We start from the raw sequence: 14,545 nt of genomic DNA on the forward strand, positions 1-14,545 counted from the left end.
ATGACCACGCTGCATTTTGCCGAAAGCCTGCGCGAGCTCGTGGGCGATGTGGACGTCGTGCTCAGCGACATCTGGGGCGTGGTTCACAACGGCCTGGAATCTTTCCCCGAAGCCTGCGAAGCGCTGCACACCTATCGCAGCCGCGGCGGTACGGTGATCCTGATCACCAATGCACCGCGCCCCGCCGACTCCGTGCAGCGGCAATTGCGCAAGCTCGGCGTCGCCGACGAGACCTATGACGCGATCGTCTCGTCGGGCGATCTGACCCGGCTCTATGTCGCCGAGCATCCCGGCCGCAAGATGTTCTGGCTGGGCCCCGAGCGCGACAACTCGATCTATCGCGGCCTCGATGCGGTGACCGCACCGCTGGAAGAGGCCGACTACATCGTCTGCACCGGCCTCTATGACGACGAGACCGAGACGGCGGAAGACTATCGCGGCATGATGCTAAAGGCGCGCGAGCGCAAGCTGACTCTGGTGTGCGCCAACCCGGACATCGTGGTGGAACGCGGCGACCGGCTGATCTATTGCGCCGGCGCGATCGCCGAGCTCTATCGCGAGCTCGGCGGCGAGGTGATCTTCTACGGCAAGCCGCACCGGCCGATCTACGAGCGCGCGATGGCGCTGGCCGGCGAACGCCAGGGCCACCAGATCGACCGCAGACGCGTGCTGGCGATCGGCGATTCCGTCCGTACCGACCTCACCGGCGCGCGCGAATTCGGCATCGACTGCCTGTTCGTCACCCGCGGCATCCATGCCGAGGAGTTCGAAGGTCTCGACCAGCTCGACCCGGCATCCGTGATGGAATTGTTCGGCCACCCGCCGAAGGCGCTGATGCGCGAATTGAAGTGGTGACGGCATAGCCGTCATCCCGGGATGGTCCGAAGGACCAGACCTCAGATGCGCAATTGCGCATCGGGGGATCTCGAGATTCTCAGGTGCGCAATCGCGCACCATAGTTCGGTGCTGCGCACCGCCCCGGAATGACACTCGCAACGCAGAAGGCCCGGGACGAGCCCGGGCCTTGCGAATTCAACCGATAGCCCAGGCGCGCTTACGCGCTCGCCATGTCCGGGAAGACCGCCTCGATCTTGGTCTTCAGCGTCGCCGCGTTGAACGGCTTGACGATGTAGTTGTTCACGCCGGCCTTCTTGGCCGCGATCACGTTCTCGGTCTTCGATTCCGCCGTGATCATGATGAAAGGCGTGGTGGCGAGGTTCGGATCCGCGCGCACTTCGCGCAGCAGGTCGTAACCCGTCATCGGCTCCATGTTCCAGTCGGAGATCACGAGGCCGTACTTCTTGCCGCGCATCTTGTTCAGCGCCGCCGAACCATCGCTGGCATCGTCGATGTTCTCGAAGCCAAGCTGCTTCAGCAGATTCCTGATGATACGGATCATGGTGCTGTAGTCATCCACCACCAGAACCGGCATCGACAAATCAACCGCCATCTCGACTCCCCCAACGCAAACCCAGGAATATTACGATTGGAGCCGCCAGGCCGGAGGCCCGTGCAGTTCCACGTTTCAAGGACTAGCACCAAGGCGTTAAACAGCGCGTTAACTGCCGCCGCCCCCGAAGAATTGAAATGGCGTTCAATGCCCCCGCCTCCCCCGCTTGACTTCGCCGGGCGGGTCACGCCACGGTCCCGGCCGGTCCCGCCGGCTCGAGAATTTCCCCTGATGGCCCCGCATTTTACCGTTATCCGCGACACCACGCCGGATTCCGCGATCCCCCGGGGCGCCGTGGTCGCCATGGGCAATTTCGACGGGGTACATCTCGGTCATCGCGCCGTGATCGCAGCGGCCCTGGAGATGGGCCGGGCGCATGGCCGCCCTGCGCTGGCGTTGACCTTCGAGCCGCATCCACGGCGGTTTTTCAGCCCCAACACCCCGCAATTCCGCCTGACGGACGAGCGGGCCAAGCTGCGGCTTCTGGCCGGGACCGGGCTCTCCGGTGCCGTGGTCATGACCTTCGACAAGGCGAGAGCCGGCACCAGCGCGCAAGATTTCATTCACCATGACCTGATCGGGCGCCTCGGCGTCAGCGCAATCGCGGTCGGCTACGACTTCCATTTCGGCAAGGGACGGGTCGGCTCGCCGAGCCTGCTGGTCAACGAGGCGCCCCGGCTCGGCATCGAGGTCGACGTGCAGCCGCATGTCGATTTCGACGAACGGCCGGTTTCCTCCAGCGCCATCCGGATTGCGCTCGCCGAGGGCCAGCTTGACGAAGCCACCACCATGCTCGGCGCCCCCTGGTTCATCACCGGCGAGGTGATCCATGGCGAAAAGCGCGGCCGCGACCTCGGCTACCCCACCGCCAATATCCGCCTCGACGCCAATTGCGGCCTCAAGCACGGCATCTATGCGGTGCGGGTCGGCCGCGGCGCCGAGCGCCTGGACGGCGTGGCGAGCTTCGGCCGCCGCCCGACCTTTGATAATGGCGCCCCGCTGCTGGAAATCTTCCTGTTCGACTTCAAGGGCGACCTCTATGGGCAGGCGCTCGACTGCGCCTTCGTCGGCTTCATACGCGAGGAGCTGAAATTCGACAGCCTAGAGGCCCTGATCCGCCAGATGGACGACGATTCCGCCCGCGCCCGCGCCATGCTGGCCGCCGCGCCGGACGCATTTCCGCGGCTGGGCGTCATCGATTGAGGCCGAAAACCGGCCTGCCGGACCTTTGCGCTTCCTCCGCCCGGCTGCTATGGAGTGCCCATGTTTGCGCGGCGCATCATAGGAATTAGCGGCCCGGCTTCCGCCTGAGCCTGAAGGCTCGGCGCAAGACCGGGATTTCGTCGTTTCACCCTGCGATTCCGCATCGCCATCCGTTCCCGCGCCCTTCCGAGCCAGTCAGCCTCATGTCCGAAAAGCCGCAAAAGTCCCAAAAGTCCGAAGTCAAAGACTATTCGAAAACCCTGTTCCTGCCGCAGACCGAATTCCCGATGCGCGCCGGCCTGCCGCAGCGCGAGCCGGAGATCCTGAAATACTGGAACGACATCGGCCTCTACGACAGGCTGCGTCAGGAAGCCGAGGGCCGCACCAAATTCGTGTTGCATGACGGCCCGCCCTACGCCAACGGCAACATCCATATCGGCCACGCGCTGAACAAGATTCTCAAGGACGTCGTGACCAAGAGCCAGCAGATGCTCGGCTTCGACTCCAACTACGTGCCCGGCTGGGACTGCCACGGCCTGCCGATCGAATGGAAGATCGAGGAGGAGAACTACCGCAAGAAGGGCAAGCAGAAGCCCGACTTCCGCGACTCCGCCGCGATGGTCGCGTTCCGAAAAGAGTGCCGCGCCTACGCGACGCACTGGATCAACGTGCAGCGCGAGGAATTCAAGCGCCTCGGCATCATCGGCGACTGGGATCATCCCTATCAGACGATGAGCTATCCGGCCGAAGCGCAGATCGCGCGCGAGCTGATGAAGTTCGCCGCCAACGGCACGCTGTATCGCGGCTCCAAGCCGGTGATGTGGAGCGTGGTCGAGAAGACCGCGCTTGCGGAAGCCGAGGTCGAGTACGAGGACTACACCTCCGACATGGTCTGGGTGAAATTCCCGGTCACCTCGCCAGCGCACGGCGCGCTCGCCTCCGCCAGCGTGGTGATCTGGACCACCACGCCGTGGACGCTGCCCGGCAACCGCGCCATCTCGTTCTCACCGAAGATCGCTTACGGCCTCTACAAGGTGACGGATGCGCCTGCGGACAATTGGGCGAAGACCGGTGATCTCCTGATCCTGGCCGATGCGCTGGCCGCAGAAGTGTTCAAGCAGGCCCGTGTCACGACCTATGAGAAGGTGCGCGAGTTGCCGGCGGACACGCTCGACGCGGTGGAATGCGCACATCCGCTGAAGGGCTTTAGCGGCGGCTACGAATTCACGGTGCCGCTGCTGCCGGGCGATCACGTCACCGACGATACCGGCACCGGCTTCGTGCACACCGCGCCCGGCCACGGCCGCGAGGACTTTGACGTCTGGATGGCGAATGCGCGCGAACTGGAAGCGCGCGGCATCAACACAACGATCCCCTACACCGTCGATGAGAACGGCGCTTTCACCGACCACGCGCCGGGTTTTGTCGGCAAACGCGTCATCAACGACAAGGGCGAGAAGGGCGATGCCAACGAGGCCGTGATCAAGGCACTGATCGACGCCGGCAAGCTGCTGGCCCGCGGCCGCCTCAAGCACCAATATCCGCATTCCTGGCGCTCGAAGAAGCCGGTGATCTTCCGCAACACGCCGCAATGGTTCATCGCGATGGACAAGGACATCAGCGCGAACGGCCATGCGAAGAAGGGCGACACGCTGCGCGCCCGCGCGCTGCACGCGATCTCGGTCACACAATGGGTGCCGCCGTCGGGCGAGAACCGCATCAACGGCATGATCGCCAACCGTCCGGACTGGGTGATCTCGCGCCAGCGCGCCTGGGGCGTGCCGATCGCCGTGTTCGTGCGCGAGAAGAGCGACGGCTCGGCCGAGATCCTGCAGGACGAGATCGTCAACCAGCGCATCGCCGAGGCCTTCATGGAGGAAGGCGCCGACGCCTGGTACATGGACGGCGCCCGCGAGCGCTTCCTCGGCTCCCGCGCGAGCGAAGACTGGAAGAAGGTCGACGACATCTGCGACGTCTGGTTCGATTCCGGCTCCACGCATGCCTTCGTGCTCGAGGATCGCCAAAACTTCCCGCAGCTCGGCAACATCGTCCGCAAGGTGGACGGCGGCAGCGACACCGTGATGTATCTCGAAGGCAGCGACCAGCATCGCGGCTGGTTTCATTCCTCGCTGCTGGAAAGCGCGGGCACGCGCGGCCGCGCGCCCTACGACATCGTGCTGACCCACGGCTTCACGCTCGACGAGAACGGCCGCAAGATGTCGAAGTCGCTCGGCAACACGGTCGAGCCGCAGAAGGTGATCAAGGATTCGGGCGCGGACATTCTGCGCCTGTGGGTCTGCGCCACCGACTATGCCGACGACCAGCGCATCGGCCCCGAGATCCTGAAGAACACCATCGAGACCTATCGCAAGCTGCGCAACTCGATCCGCTGGATGCTTGGAACGCTGCATCACTTCAAGCCGAGCGAGAAGGTCGCCTATGCCGAGATGCCCGAGCTCGAGCGGCTGATGCTGCACGAATTGGCCGGCCATGCCGAGACCGTTCGCAACGCCTATGCCGCCTTCGACTACAAGACCGTGGTCGCAAGCCTCGCGGCCTTCATGAACTCGGAGCTGTCGGCGTTCTATTTCGATATCCGCAAGGACACGCTCTATTGCGATCCGCCGTCCTCGCCGGCGCGCAAGGCCGCGCTCACCACGATCGACCTGTTGTGCGACGCCATCCTGAAATGGCTCGCGCCCATCCTGAGCTTCACGACCGACGAAGCCTGGCGGATGTTCCGCCCCAACGCGGAGCCGTCGGTCCATTTGACCCTGTTCCCGGCGGACATCGAAAAGCTCCGCGACGACAAGCTCGCCGCGAAGTGGGAGACGATCCGCAACGTCCGCCGCGCCGTCACCGGCGCGCTCGAGCTCGAACGCGCCGCCAAGAACATCGGCTCGTCGCTGGAGGCATCGCCCGTGATCTATGTCGCCGACCGCGACATGCTGGCGACGCTGTTCGACACCGATCTCGCCGAGGTCTGCATCACCTCGAACTACGAGGTGCGCGAGAGCGAGGCGCCGGCTTCGGCGTTCCGTCTCGATGCGGTGCCAGGCGTTGCCGTCGTGGTCGAGAAGGCGGTCGGCACCAAATGCGCCCGCTCCTGGAAGATCTCGCAGACGGTCGGCGAAGACCCTGAGTATCCCGACGTCACCCCGCGCGACGCCCAGGCGCTGCGCGAATGGAAGGCGCTGGGGGTGGGGGTCTGATAGTCGTCCCGGCGAAAGCCAGGGCCCATCACCACCGCCGTCAAAGGTGAACAGAGATCGATGACCCCGAGTCTTTCAAACGATTACCGCCTGGGGTTATGGGTCCTGGCATTCGCCAGGACGACGGCGGAGTATGCCGCGGCGGCGTTGGGTCACGCACGATGACCCCCCTCCGCGCCGGCATCCTCTCCGCCATCGCCACGGTCATCCTCGACCAGGCCTCGAAGCTCTGGCTGCTGCACGGGTTCGACCTCGCCCATCGCGGCGCGGTGCGGGTGACGCCGTTCTTCGACCTGGTGCTGGCCTGGAACATCGGCATCAGCTTCGGCTGGCTCCAGAACGACAGCCAGGCGGCGCAGCTCGCGCTGATGGCGGTCAAGGCCATCGCGGTGGTCGCGCTGGCGATCTGGATGGCCCGCTCCCACACCCTGCTTGCGACCGTCGCGCTCGGGCTGATCATCGGGGGCGCCATCGGCAACGGCATCGACCGACTGGCCTATGGCGCGGTGGTCGATTTTGCCCTGTTTCATCTCGATATCGGCGGAAATACCTATAATTGGTACGTGTTTAACCTCGCGGACGTAGCCATCGTTGCTGGGGTGGCGGGGCTATTGTATGATTCCTTCCTGGGGGTACCCGCCGCAAAAGCGCCCTGATCCCGGCCGATACGGACCGGCAGGTGGAACCCGGCCTTTTGCGAGGGTTGGCCGCGCGCGAGCGGCAATCTGCCACAATATGGAACAGGTACAGTGATGCGCAGCTCGAAGACCAGCGGTTCGATGGTTCGAGACCCCAAATGGGGGTTCATGCGGGCATTGAAATTGTCCGCTGTCGCGCTCGGCATCGGTCTCGTCATGTCGGCAGGCCCGGTCCGCGCCGGTGACGACGGCGACGATGATGACGACATGACCTTCGAAGAGAAGCTCATCGACAATCTGATGTCCGGTATCGGCGCCAAGAGCATGGAGAAGAAAGGTATCGAGTACCGCGAGCGGTCGCCGCTGGTGGTGCCGCCCAAGCTCGACCTGCCGCCGCCCGCCGGCACCGAAGCCAAGAACGCGCCGAACTGGCCGAAGGACCCCGACGAGAAGCGCCGCAAGGAGGCCATCGCTCAGAGGAAAAAGGCCGTCAAGGCGACGGAGAACTGGCAGGCGGCCCAGCCGCTGACGCCCGCCGAGATGAGAGCCGGCACGGCAGCTGCCCCGGAGCGCACCAGCAACGATCCGATTCAGCCGGGCACCAACGGCAACCCGTCGCTCAGCCCCGCCCAGCTCGGTTTCTCCGGTGGCCTGTGGAACATGATGAAGAGCGGCAACAGCTCCGAGGAAAAGCAATTCACGAGCGAACCCCCGCGCCAGTCGCTGGTCGAGCCCCCGCCGGGCTATCAGACGCCGTCGCCGAACTACGCCTATGGCGCCGGTCCGGACAAGTCGCGGCGGACCTATTTCGACATCATGTCGGGCAAGGACAAGGAGCAATAGCCCCCCTCGCCCGCCGCGACGTCCTGACATTAGCGAACCTGGCGCCGGCGGCTCATGCGCGCCGGACGCGGCCCTTGAATTGCTTATCAGTAACTTGCCTACGCGTTGAGTTCTCTGCTTCGTGACGCGAAGCCTCAGCCGCACGGTGTAGCATGCCGTGCCTCCGAGCCGGACATCCGGGCTCGGCCTTTCACCAGGGATCATGATGTCCGCAAACCGATCGGTTGCCTGCCTTTTTACCGCGCTGCTTTCGACGAGTGTCCTGACAGCCAACGCCGCCCTCGCCCAGACCACGGTGACATCGGCCCCGCCCGCCAGCTTCACGCTCAGCAACGGCCTCCAGGTCGTGGTGATCCCGGACCACCGCACGCCCGTGGTCACGGAGATGATCTGGTACAAGGTCGGCTCGGCCGACGAGACGCCGGGCAAGTCCGGGCTCGCGCACTTCCTCGAGCACCTGATGTTCAAGGGCACCGAGAAGCATCCGGTCGGCGAATTCTCGCAGACCGTGCTCCGTGTCGGCGGCAACGAGAACGCCTCGACCTCAGTCGACTACACCAACTACTACCAGCGCGTGCCGAAAGAGCAGCTGCCGACCATGATGGAGTTCGAGGCCGATCGCATGACCGGCCTGATCCTCAAGGACGAGAACGTGCTGCCCGAACGCGACGTCGTGCTCGAAGAGTACAACATGCGCATCGCCAACAATCCGGACGCGCGGCTCAACGAGCAGATCATGGCCGCGCTCTATCTCAACCATCCCTACGGCCGGCCGGTGATCGGCTGGCATCAGGAGATCGAGAAGCTCGATCGCGAGGATGCGCTGGCCTTCTACCGCCGCTTCTACGCGCCGAACAACGCGATCCTGGTGATCGCCGGCGACGTCGAGGCCGCCGACATCCGCCCGCTGGTCGAGCGCAATTTCGCCTCCATCCCGGCCCAGCCCGCGATCCCGGCACGCCGCGTCCGTCCGCAGGAGCCGGACCCGGCGGCGCCGCGCACCGTCACGCTGTCCGACCCGCGCGTCGAGCAACCGAGCCTGCGTCGCTATTATCTCGTGCCCTCCGCCACGACGGCCGCGGCCGGCGAGAGTGCGGCCCTCGACGTGATGGCCCAGCTGATGGGCAGCGGCAGCAATTCCTATCTCTACCGCGCGCTCGTCGTCGACAAGCCGCTCGCGGTCTCCGCCAGCGCCAGCTATTCGAGCGTCTCGCTCGACCCGACCCAATTCGCGATCTCGGCCGCGCCGAAACCGGGCGTCGGCTTCGCCGAGGTCGAGCAGGTGATCGACGGCGTCATCGCCGACATCGCGCAGAACCCGATCCGCGCCGAGGATCTCGAGCGGGTCAAGACGCAGCTCATCGCGGAAGCGATCTACGCCCAGGACAACCAGGCGGTGCTGGCGCGCTGGTATGGCGGCGCGCTAACCACGGGCCTGTCGATCGAGGACATCAGGAGCTGGCCCGACCGCATTCGCGCGGTCACCGCCGACCAGGTTCGCGCTGTTGCGCAGAAATGGCTGGAGAAGAAGCGTTCGGTGACGGGCTATCTGATCAAGGACACCACCGCCACCAAGCGCGAGGAGAAGCGTTCGTGACCTATCCCTTCCTTCGCACGCGTCGTTTCGCGTTGGCCTTCGTCACCGGCGCTGCGCTCGCGCTCGCCGCGGTCCAGCCGTCGCAGGCCGCCGCAAAGATCCAGCGCCTGGTTTCGCCCGGCGGCATCGAGGCCTGGTTCGTGCAGGACGCGACCGTGCCGCTGATCGCCATGGAATATTCCTTTGCCGGCGGCTCGGCCCAGGATCCCAAGGACAAGGCGGGCGTCGCCAATCTCGTCGGCGATCTCCTCGACGAAGGCTCCGGCGATCTCGACTCCAAGACCTTCCACGAGCGGCTCGACCGCCGCGCCATCGAGCTTTCCTTCAGCGCCACCCGCGACACCTTCCGCGGCAGCCTGCGCATGCTGCGCGACAACAAGGACGAAGCCTTCGACCTGCTCAGGATGGCATTGACCTCGCCGCATTTCGACACCGCCGACGTCGAGCGCATCCGCTCGCAGGTGATCTCGGGCCTGCGCCGCGAGACCACCAACCCGACGTCGCTCGCGAGCCGCAAATTCCTGGAGGTCGCCTTCGGCGATCATCCCTACGGCCGGCAGACCAACGGCACGCTGGACAGCGTGCCGACCGTCACGGTTGCCGACATGAAGGACTATGTCGGCCGCGTGCTCGCCAAGGACGGGCTGAAAGTCGCAGTGGTCGGCGACGTCGATCCGGCGACCCTCGGCAAGCTGCTCGACCACACCTTCGGCAGCCTGCCCGCCAAGGCCAATCTCGTGCCGGTGCCCGACGTCGAGGCAGCCAAGCCGCCGCAGCGCGCCTTCGTGCCGCTCGACGTGCCGCAGACTGTCATCACCTTCGGCGGCCCCGGCGTGAAGCGCAGCGACCCGAACTTCATGGCGGCCTATGTCGTCAACCACATCCTCGGCGGCGGCGGATTGTCTTCCCGGCTCTATCGCGAGGTCCGCGAGAAGCGTGGCCTCGCCTATTCGGTGTTTGAATCGCTGCTCTGGATGGAGCATTCGGCGGTCTTCATCGGCAATACCGGCACCCGGGCCGACCGTGCCGGCGACACCATCGACGCCATCGAGAAGGAGGTGCGCCGCATCGCCGAGGAGGGCCCGACGCAGAAGGAGCTCGACGAGGCCAAGTCCTACCTCAAGGGCTCGCAGATGCTGGCGCTGGATACGTCCTCGAAGCTCGCGCAGGCGCTGCTGCAATACCAGCAGGACAAGCTGCCGATCGACTATATCGAGAAGCGCAACGCCATCGTCGACGCGGTGACGCTGGATGACGCCAAGGCGGCCGCCAAGCGCCTCTGGGGCCAGGGCCTCCTGACCGTCGTCGTCGGCCGCGCCCCGCAGGCCGCCGCCCAGCCGGCGGCAGCACCGGCGACGAAGTCGAACTGAGGTCTTCCATCCGCTGTGTTGAATGGCCGGGCTCGCCCGGCCATTTGCGTTTCGTATGAGCGCCATTGCCGAACGTGAACGTCCGGGATATGTCCGGACATCACGAATGGTGCCTTCATGCTGCGGATATCCCGCGATCTCGTCATCGACGAGGACGACATCGAGATCGGCTTCGTCCGCGCCTCCGGCCCCGGCGGGCAGAATGTCAACAAGGTCGCGACCTCGGCCCAGCTGCGCTTCGACACGCGCAAGCTGACCCTGCCGGAGGATGCGACGATCCGACTCGCCCGCATCGCGGGCCAGCGCATGACCAAGGACGGCGTGATCGTGATCCACGCCCAGCGCTTCCGCACCCAGGAACGCAACCGCCAGGACGCCATCGACCGGCTCGTCGAGATCCTGAGCGAGGCGATGATACGGCCGAAGCCACGGCGCGCGACACGGCCGACCTTTGGCTCCAAGCAGCGCCGGCTTGAGGGCAAGAAGCGTCGCAGCGACGTCAAGGCCGGACGCGGCCGGAGTTTCGACGATTGAATGGGCAAAGACCTCCGGCCGCCGAGCGGCCGGAGGTTTGCAGGTTCACGTTCCGGCGTCAGTAACGCTTGCCGGTGGCGGGGCTGCCCGAAGCGGAATCGTCGACCGTCCCCTTGTGCGCTGCGCTTCCCGTTGTGCCGACCGTGCCCTTCGTCCCCTTGGTCGACTTCATGCCCGTCTTCTCACCCGCAGCTCCCGGCTGCGTAGCGAGATCCTCATCTTCGCCGACTGACGCGCCCCCCTGCATGGGTTTGCTTTGCACGGTGCCGCCAGGCTTGATGCCAGATGACGTGCCTTGCGCGAAAACGGGCGTCGCAATGAGGGCCGCAAGAGCGCATGCGATTGCAGAAGTCTTCACCAACTTCATCCATTTCTCCTGGATTTTTCGCGATGAACGGGTCGGCTGCGTCCTGCGCCGCCCGCCTGCACCGGACCGGTTCATCGCATAGAGAGTTCGAGCGGCGCGATCGCGATGCAATCCGCCTCGTGTGGTCATCGTTTAGGGATTTCGAGGCGGTTTCGCGGAATTGTGCTCCGCATATGCGGCAGCGCGGAACACGCTCCCCGCGAGCATCTCCGCTTGCAGCGAAACAGCCCGCTACTACCACCGCATGTTTGGCGGCGCCTAGAGTTTGCGCACGCTGAATTTGACGTGGATGGGCGAGCTCTTGGCAATGCGCGCAGTCGTGCTGGGATTGTGCACCGCAGTGGTGCTGGTGGTGCGGGTTGCCGACGCGCAGATGCCCTTGCCGGCCGCAAAGCCGCCGGACGGCGCGACACTGTTCAAGCAGCAATGCGCGGTGTGTCACACTTTGAGCCTGTCGGAACCGTTGCGGCAAGGTCCGCCGCTGGTCAAGATCGTGGGCCGGACCGCCGGCAAGGTCGACGGCTTCCGCTATTCGGACGGCCTCGCCAAAGCCGACTTCGCCTGGGACGAGACCCGGCTCGATGCGTGGCTGACCAATCCGCAAGCCGTCATTCCCGGCGTGGTCATGGCCTACCGGCAGGGTAAGCCGGAGACGCGCGCCGCCATCATCACCTACCTCAAGGAGCTGAACTGAATGGCCAAGCCCGTCCATTCCATGATCCGCGTGCTGAATGAGGCGCGCTCGCTCGATTTCTACCAGCGCGCCTTCGGCCTCGAAGTCACCGACCACCTGAAGTTCTCTGACTTCGCCCTGATCTATCTGCGTCACCCCTCCTCACCTTTCGAGGTGGAGCTGACGGTGAATTTCGATCGCAAGGAGCCGTACGCGCTCGGCGACGGCTACGGCCATCTCGCCGTGGTCGTCGACGATCTCGATGCCGAGCATGCCCGCTTCGAGCGCGAGAAGCTCGCACCGGGCCCCTTGCGCGACTTCAAGCACGGCGGCAGGACGCTGGCGCGCTTCTTCTTCGTCAGTGATCCCGATGGCTACAAGATCGAGGTGATCCAGCGGGGCGGACGTTTCAACTGATCAACTCACAAAGATCCAAATCACAAAAATACGGAGGAATGCCATGAGAGAAGTCGATCGTCGAAGCAAGCACAACCGCCGCGTCTTTCTCAAGGGCGCGGCGACCGCCGTGCCGGTCGTCGCTGTCGCGACCAGCGTCGCCGTCAGCATCGAGGACGCATGGGCCGATGATTCCAGCACGTTGTCCCCGGCGACGATGAAGACGCTGCTGAAGGTCGCGCGCGACATCTATCCGCACGATATTCTCGGCGACAGCTACTACATCACCGCGATCAAGCCATGGGACGGCAAGGCGGCCAAGGACCCTGCCATCAAGTCGCTGATCAGCGACGGCATCGCGCGGCTCGATCAGAACGCGCGGGATCGCCACAAGGTGGCTTACGCCGAAGTCCCCTGGGAAGCCGACCGCGTGGTGCTGCTGAAGGAGATCGAGCAGAGCGACTTCTTCCAGAAGGTGCGCGGCGACCTGATCGTCTCGCTCTACAACCAGAAAGAGGTCTGGCCGCGGTTCGGCTACGAGGGCTCCTCCGCCGAGCACGGCGGCTACATCAACCGCGGCTTCGCCGACATCGACTGGCTGCCGAAGGCTTAAATCGCCACCCAACGGTTCAGGAGAACGCATATGACAAAATTCGATCTGAACGACTCCAGCGTTGTGGTGATCGTCGGCTCCGGTGCCGGCGGCGGCACGCTGGGCAACGAGCTCGCGCAGAAGGGCGTCAAGGTGGTCATTCTCGAAGCAGGGCCCCGCATCGAGAACCAGGACTTCATCAACGACGAGTGGGAGAGCTTTTCCCAGCTCGCCTGGACCGATGCCCGCACCACGTCGGGGACGTGGCGCGTCGCCAAGGACTTCTCGGGTCTTCCCGCCTGGATCGTCAAGGCGGTCGGCGGCTCGACCGTGCATTGGGCCGGCGCCTCGCTGCGCTTCGACGAGCACGAGTTCAGGGTGAAGAGCGCCTACGGCAATATTCCCGGCGCCAATTTGCTCGACTGGCCGGTGACGCTGGCGGAGATGGAGCCGTGGTACGCCAAGGCCGAGAACAAGATGGGCGTAACCCGCACCAACGGCATTCCCGGACTTCCCGGCAACAATAACTTCAAGGTGCTGGAGGCCGGCGCGAAGAAGCTCGGCTACAAGACCGTGCACACCGGCAACATGGCGATCAACAGCCAGCCGCGCGATGGCCGCGGCTCCTGCCAGCAGATCGGCTTCTGCTTCCAGGGCTGCAAGTCCGGCGCGAAATGGTCGACGCTCTACACCGAGATCCCCAAGGGCGAGGCGACCGGCAATCTCGAGGTGCGGCCGAGCAGCATGGCGGTCAAGATCGAGCATGACGCCGGCGGCAAGGTCACCGGTGTCGTCTACGCCGACGAGGCAGGCGCAATGCAACGCCAGAAGGCGCGCATCGTCGCGGTCGCCGGCAATTCGATCGAGAGCCCGCGGCTGCTGCTCAACAGCGCCTCGACCATGTTCCCGGATGGCCTCGCCAATTCGTCGGGACAGGTCGGCCGCAACTACATGCGGCACATGACCGGCAGCGTCTACGCCGTGTTCGAGAAGTCGGTGCACATGTATCGCGGCACCACCATGGCCGGCATCATTCGCGACGAGGCCGCCAACAATCCGAAACGCGGCTTCGTCGGCGGCTATGAGATGGAGACGCTGTCGATCGGCCTGCCGTTCATGGCGGCCTTCCTCAATCCCGGCGCCTGGGGCCGTCCGTTCACGTCAGCGCTCGACGGTTATCCCAGGATGGCCGGCATGTGGCTGGTCGGCGAGGACATGCCGCAGGAGACCAACCGCATCACGCTCGACCCGGTCGTGAAGGACAAGTTCGGCCAGCCGGTCGCGAGCGTGCATTTCGACGACCATCCCAACGACATCGCGATGCGCGCACACGCCTACAAGCAGGGCGCCGCGGTCTACGACGCCGTCGGCGCCACCGTGACCTATCCCACGCCGCCCTATCCGAGCACGCACAATCTCGGGACCAACCGGATGAGCGAGAAGCCGCGCGACGGCGTGGTCAACAAGTTCGGGCAGAGCCACGACGTCAAGAACCTGTTCGTCTCCGACGGCAGCCAGTTCACCAGCGGCGCGGCCTGCAACCCGACCCTGACAATCGTCGCGCTCGCGATCCGGCAGGCGGATTACATCGCCGGCGCGATGCAGAAGAAGGAGATCTGAGGTCAGATAGGCAACCGCTCTCTCCCCCGTCATTGCGAGCGGAGCGAATC

At 65.0% G+C, this 14,545-nt stretch carries 14 protein-coding genes; 12 read left to right on the forward strand and 2 right to left on the reverse strand.

The features are described from left to right. Nucleotides 1-855 (forward strand): TIGR01459 family HAD-type hydrolase, encoded by an 855-nt coding sequence (locus BJA_RS37935; protein ID WP_028174657.1) that lies wholly within the window; start codon nt 1-3, stop codon nt 853-855. 199 nt (nt 856-1,054) lie between these two features. Here the strand turns inward: BJA_RS37935 and BJA_RS37940 are convergent, their stop codons facing one another. Beyond that, nucleotides 1,055-1,450, reverse strand: coding sequence for a response regulator (locus BJA_RS37940; protein ID WP_008567674.1), 396 nt, complete (start codon nt 1,448-1,450; stop codon nt 1,055-1,057). Between the two features lie 231 nt (nt 1,451-1,681). Here BJA_RS37940 and BJA_RS37945 point away from each other — a divergent pair, with 231 nt between their 5' ends. From BJA_RS37945 to arfB, 7 genes are all read left to right on the forward strand, one after another. Then, nucleotides 1,682-2,653, forward strand: coding sequence for a bifunctional riboflavin kinase/FAD synthetase (locus tag BJA_RS37945; RefSeq protein ID WP_038967295.1), 972 nt, complete (start codon nt 1,682-1,684; stop codon nt 2,651-2,653). A gap of 203 nt (nt 2,654-2,856) precedes the next feature. Beyond that, entirely contained in the window at nt 2,857-5,865 is a 3,009-nt protein-coding gene (gene ileS / locus BJA_RS37950) for an isoleucine--tRNA ligase (protein ID WP_011090213.1), read from the forward strand. Nucleotides 5,866-6,026: 161 nt separating this feature from the next. Next, on the forward strand, nt 6,027-6,521 hold the full coding sequence (gene lspA, locus BJA_RS37955) for a signal peptidase II (RefSeq protein ID WP_028174654.1): 495 nt from the start codon (nt 6,027-6,029) through the stop codon (nt 6,519-6,521). 96 nt (nt 6,522-6,617) lie between these two features. Continuing rightward, nucleotides 6,618-7,346 (forward strand): hypothetical protein, encoded by a 729-nt coding sequence (locus BJA_RS37960; RefSeq protein ID WP_063921550.1) that lies wholly within the window; start codon nt 6,618-6,620, stop codon nt 7,344-7,346. Nucleotides 7,347-7,551: 205 nt separating this feature from the next. Beyond that, nucleotides 7,552-8,943: a M16 family metallopeptidase gene (locus tag BJA_RS37965; RefSeq protein ID WP_038967307.1), complete on the forward strand. Its 1,392-nt coding sequence runs from the start codon at nt 7,552-7,554 to the stop codon at nt 8,941-8,943. Beyond that, nucleotides 8,940-10,313, forward strand: coding sequence for a M16 family metallopeptidase (locus tag BJA_RS37970; RefSeq protein WP_038967298.1), 1,374 nt, complete (start codon nt 8,940-8,942; stop codon nt 10,311-10,313). Before BJA_RS37965 ends, BJA_RS37970 begins: the two co-directional genes overlap by 4 nt. Nucleotides 10,314-10,430: 117 nt before the next feature. Beyond that, nucleotides 10,431-10,847 carry an alternative ribosome rescue aminoacyl-tRNA hydrolase ArfB gene (gene arfB / locus BJA_RS37975; protein WP_011090218.1) on the forward strand — a complete coding sequence of 139 codons (417 nt, stop codon included), beginning with the start codon at nt 10,431-10,433 and terminating at the stop codon, nt 10,845-10,847. 58 nt (nt 10,848-10,905) lie between these two features. Here arfB and BJA_RS37980 read toward each other — a convergent pair whose 3' ends face one another. Beyond that, on the reverse strand, nt 10,906-11,214 hold the full coding sequence (locus tag BJA_RS37980) for a hypothetical protein (RefSeq protein ID WP_028174649.1): 309 nt from the start codon (nt 11,212-11,214) through the stop codon (nt 10,906-10,908). Nucleotides 11,215-11,521: 307 nt separating this feature from the next. On the opposite strand from BJA_RS37980, the gene BJA_RS37985 reads away from it, so the two are divergent. From BJA_RS37985 to BJA_RS38000, 4 genes are read left to right on the forward strand one after another with little or no spacing between them, the layout of a single operon-like run. Next, complete coding sequence (locus tag BJA_RS37985) at nt 11,522-11,908, forward strand: c-type cytochrome (RefSeq protein WP_028174648.1); 387 nt, start codon at nt 11,522-11,524, stop codon at nt 11,906-11,908. Next, the gene (locus tag BJA_RS37990; RefSeq protein ID WP_011090221.1) at nt 11,909-12,304 is read left to right on the forward strand and encodes a VOC family protein; all 396 of its coding nucleotides are present in this window, start codon (nt 11,909-11,911) and stop codon (nt 12,302-12,304) included. A gap of 43 nt (nt 12,305-12,347) precedes the next feature. Further along, nucleotides 12,348-12,896: a hypothetical protein gene (locus tag BJA_RS37995; RefSeq protein WP_011090222.1), complete on the forward strand. Its 549-nt coding sequence runs from the start codon at nt 12,348-12,350 to the stop codon at nt 12,894-12,896. Between the two features lie 30 nt (nt 12,897-12,926). Next, nucleotides 12,927-14,495, forward strand: a complete 1,569-nt coding sequence (locus tag BJA_RS38000; RefSeq protein WP_011090223.1) for a GMC family oxidoreductase — start codon at nt 12,927-12,929, stop codon at nt 14,493-14,495. Nucleotides 14,496-14,545 lie beyond the last annotated feature (50 nt).

The sequence above is a fragment of the Bradyrhizobium diazoefficiens USDA 110 genome, from assembly GCF_000011365.1.
Lineage (GTDB): Bacteria > Pseudomonadota > Alphaproteobacteria > Rhizobiales > Xanthobacteraceae > Bradyrhizobium > Bradyrhizobium diazoefficiens.

What these genes read in the sequence shown, in the direction of transcription:
- BJA_RS37940 (WP_008567674.1), bottom strand. Translation starts at nt 1,450, where the DNA reads ATGGCGGTTGATTTGTCGATGCCGGTTCTGGTGGTGGATGACTACAGC.
- BJA_RS37980 (WP_028174649.1), bottom strand. Translation starts at nt 11,214, where the DNA reads ATGAAGTTGGTGAAGACTTCTGCAATCGCATGCGCTCTTGCGGCCCTC.
- BJA_RS37960 (WP_063921550.1), top strand. Translation starts at nt 6,618, where the DNA reads ATGCGCAGCTCGAAGACCAGCGGTTCGATGGTTCGAGACCCCAAATGG.
- ileS (WP_011090213.1), top strand. Translation starts at nt 2,857, where the DNA reads ATGTCCGAAAAGCCGCAAAAGTCCCAAAAGTCCGAAGTCAAAGACTAT.
- BJA_RS38000 (WP_011090223.1), top strand. Translation starts at nt 12,927, where the DNA reads ATGACAAAATTCGATCTGAACGACTCCAGCGTTGTGGTGATCGTCGGC.
- BJA_RS37965 (WP_038967307.1), top strand. Translation starts at nt 7,552, where the DNA reads ATGTCCGCAAACCGATCGGTTGCCTGCCTTTTTACCGCGCTGCTTTCG.
- BJA_RS37985 (WP_028174648.1), top strand. Translation starts at nt 11,522, where the DNA reads ATGCGCGCAGTCGTGCTGGGATTGTGCACCGCAGTGGTGCTGGTGGTG.
- arfB (WP_011090218.1), top strand. Translation starts at nt 10,431, where the DNA reads ATGCTGCGGATATCCCGCGATCTCGTCATCGACGAGGACGACATCGAG.
- lspA (WP_028174654.1), top strand. Translation starts at nt 6,027, where the DNA reads ATGACCCCCCTCCGCGCCGGCATCCTCTCCGCCATCGCCACGGTCATC.
- BJA_RS37935 (WP_028174657.1), top strand. Translation starts at nt 1, where the DNA reads ATGACCACGCTGCATTTTGCCGAAAGCCTGCGCGAGCTCGTGGGCGAT.
- BJA_RS37990 (WP_011090221.1), top strand. Translation starts at nt 11,909, where the DNA reads ATGGCCAAGCCCGTCCATTCCATGATCCGCGTGCTGAATGAGGCGCGC.
- BJA_RS37995 (WP_011090222.1), top strand. Translation starts at nt 12,348, where the DNA reads ATGAGAGAAGTCGATCGTCGAAGCAAGCACAACCGCCGCGTCTTTCTC.
- BJA_RS37945 (WP_038967295.1), top strand. Translation starts at nt 1,682, where the DNA reads ATGGCCCCGCATTTTACCGTTATCCGCGACACCACGCCGGATTCCGCG.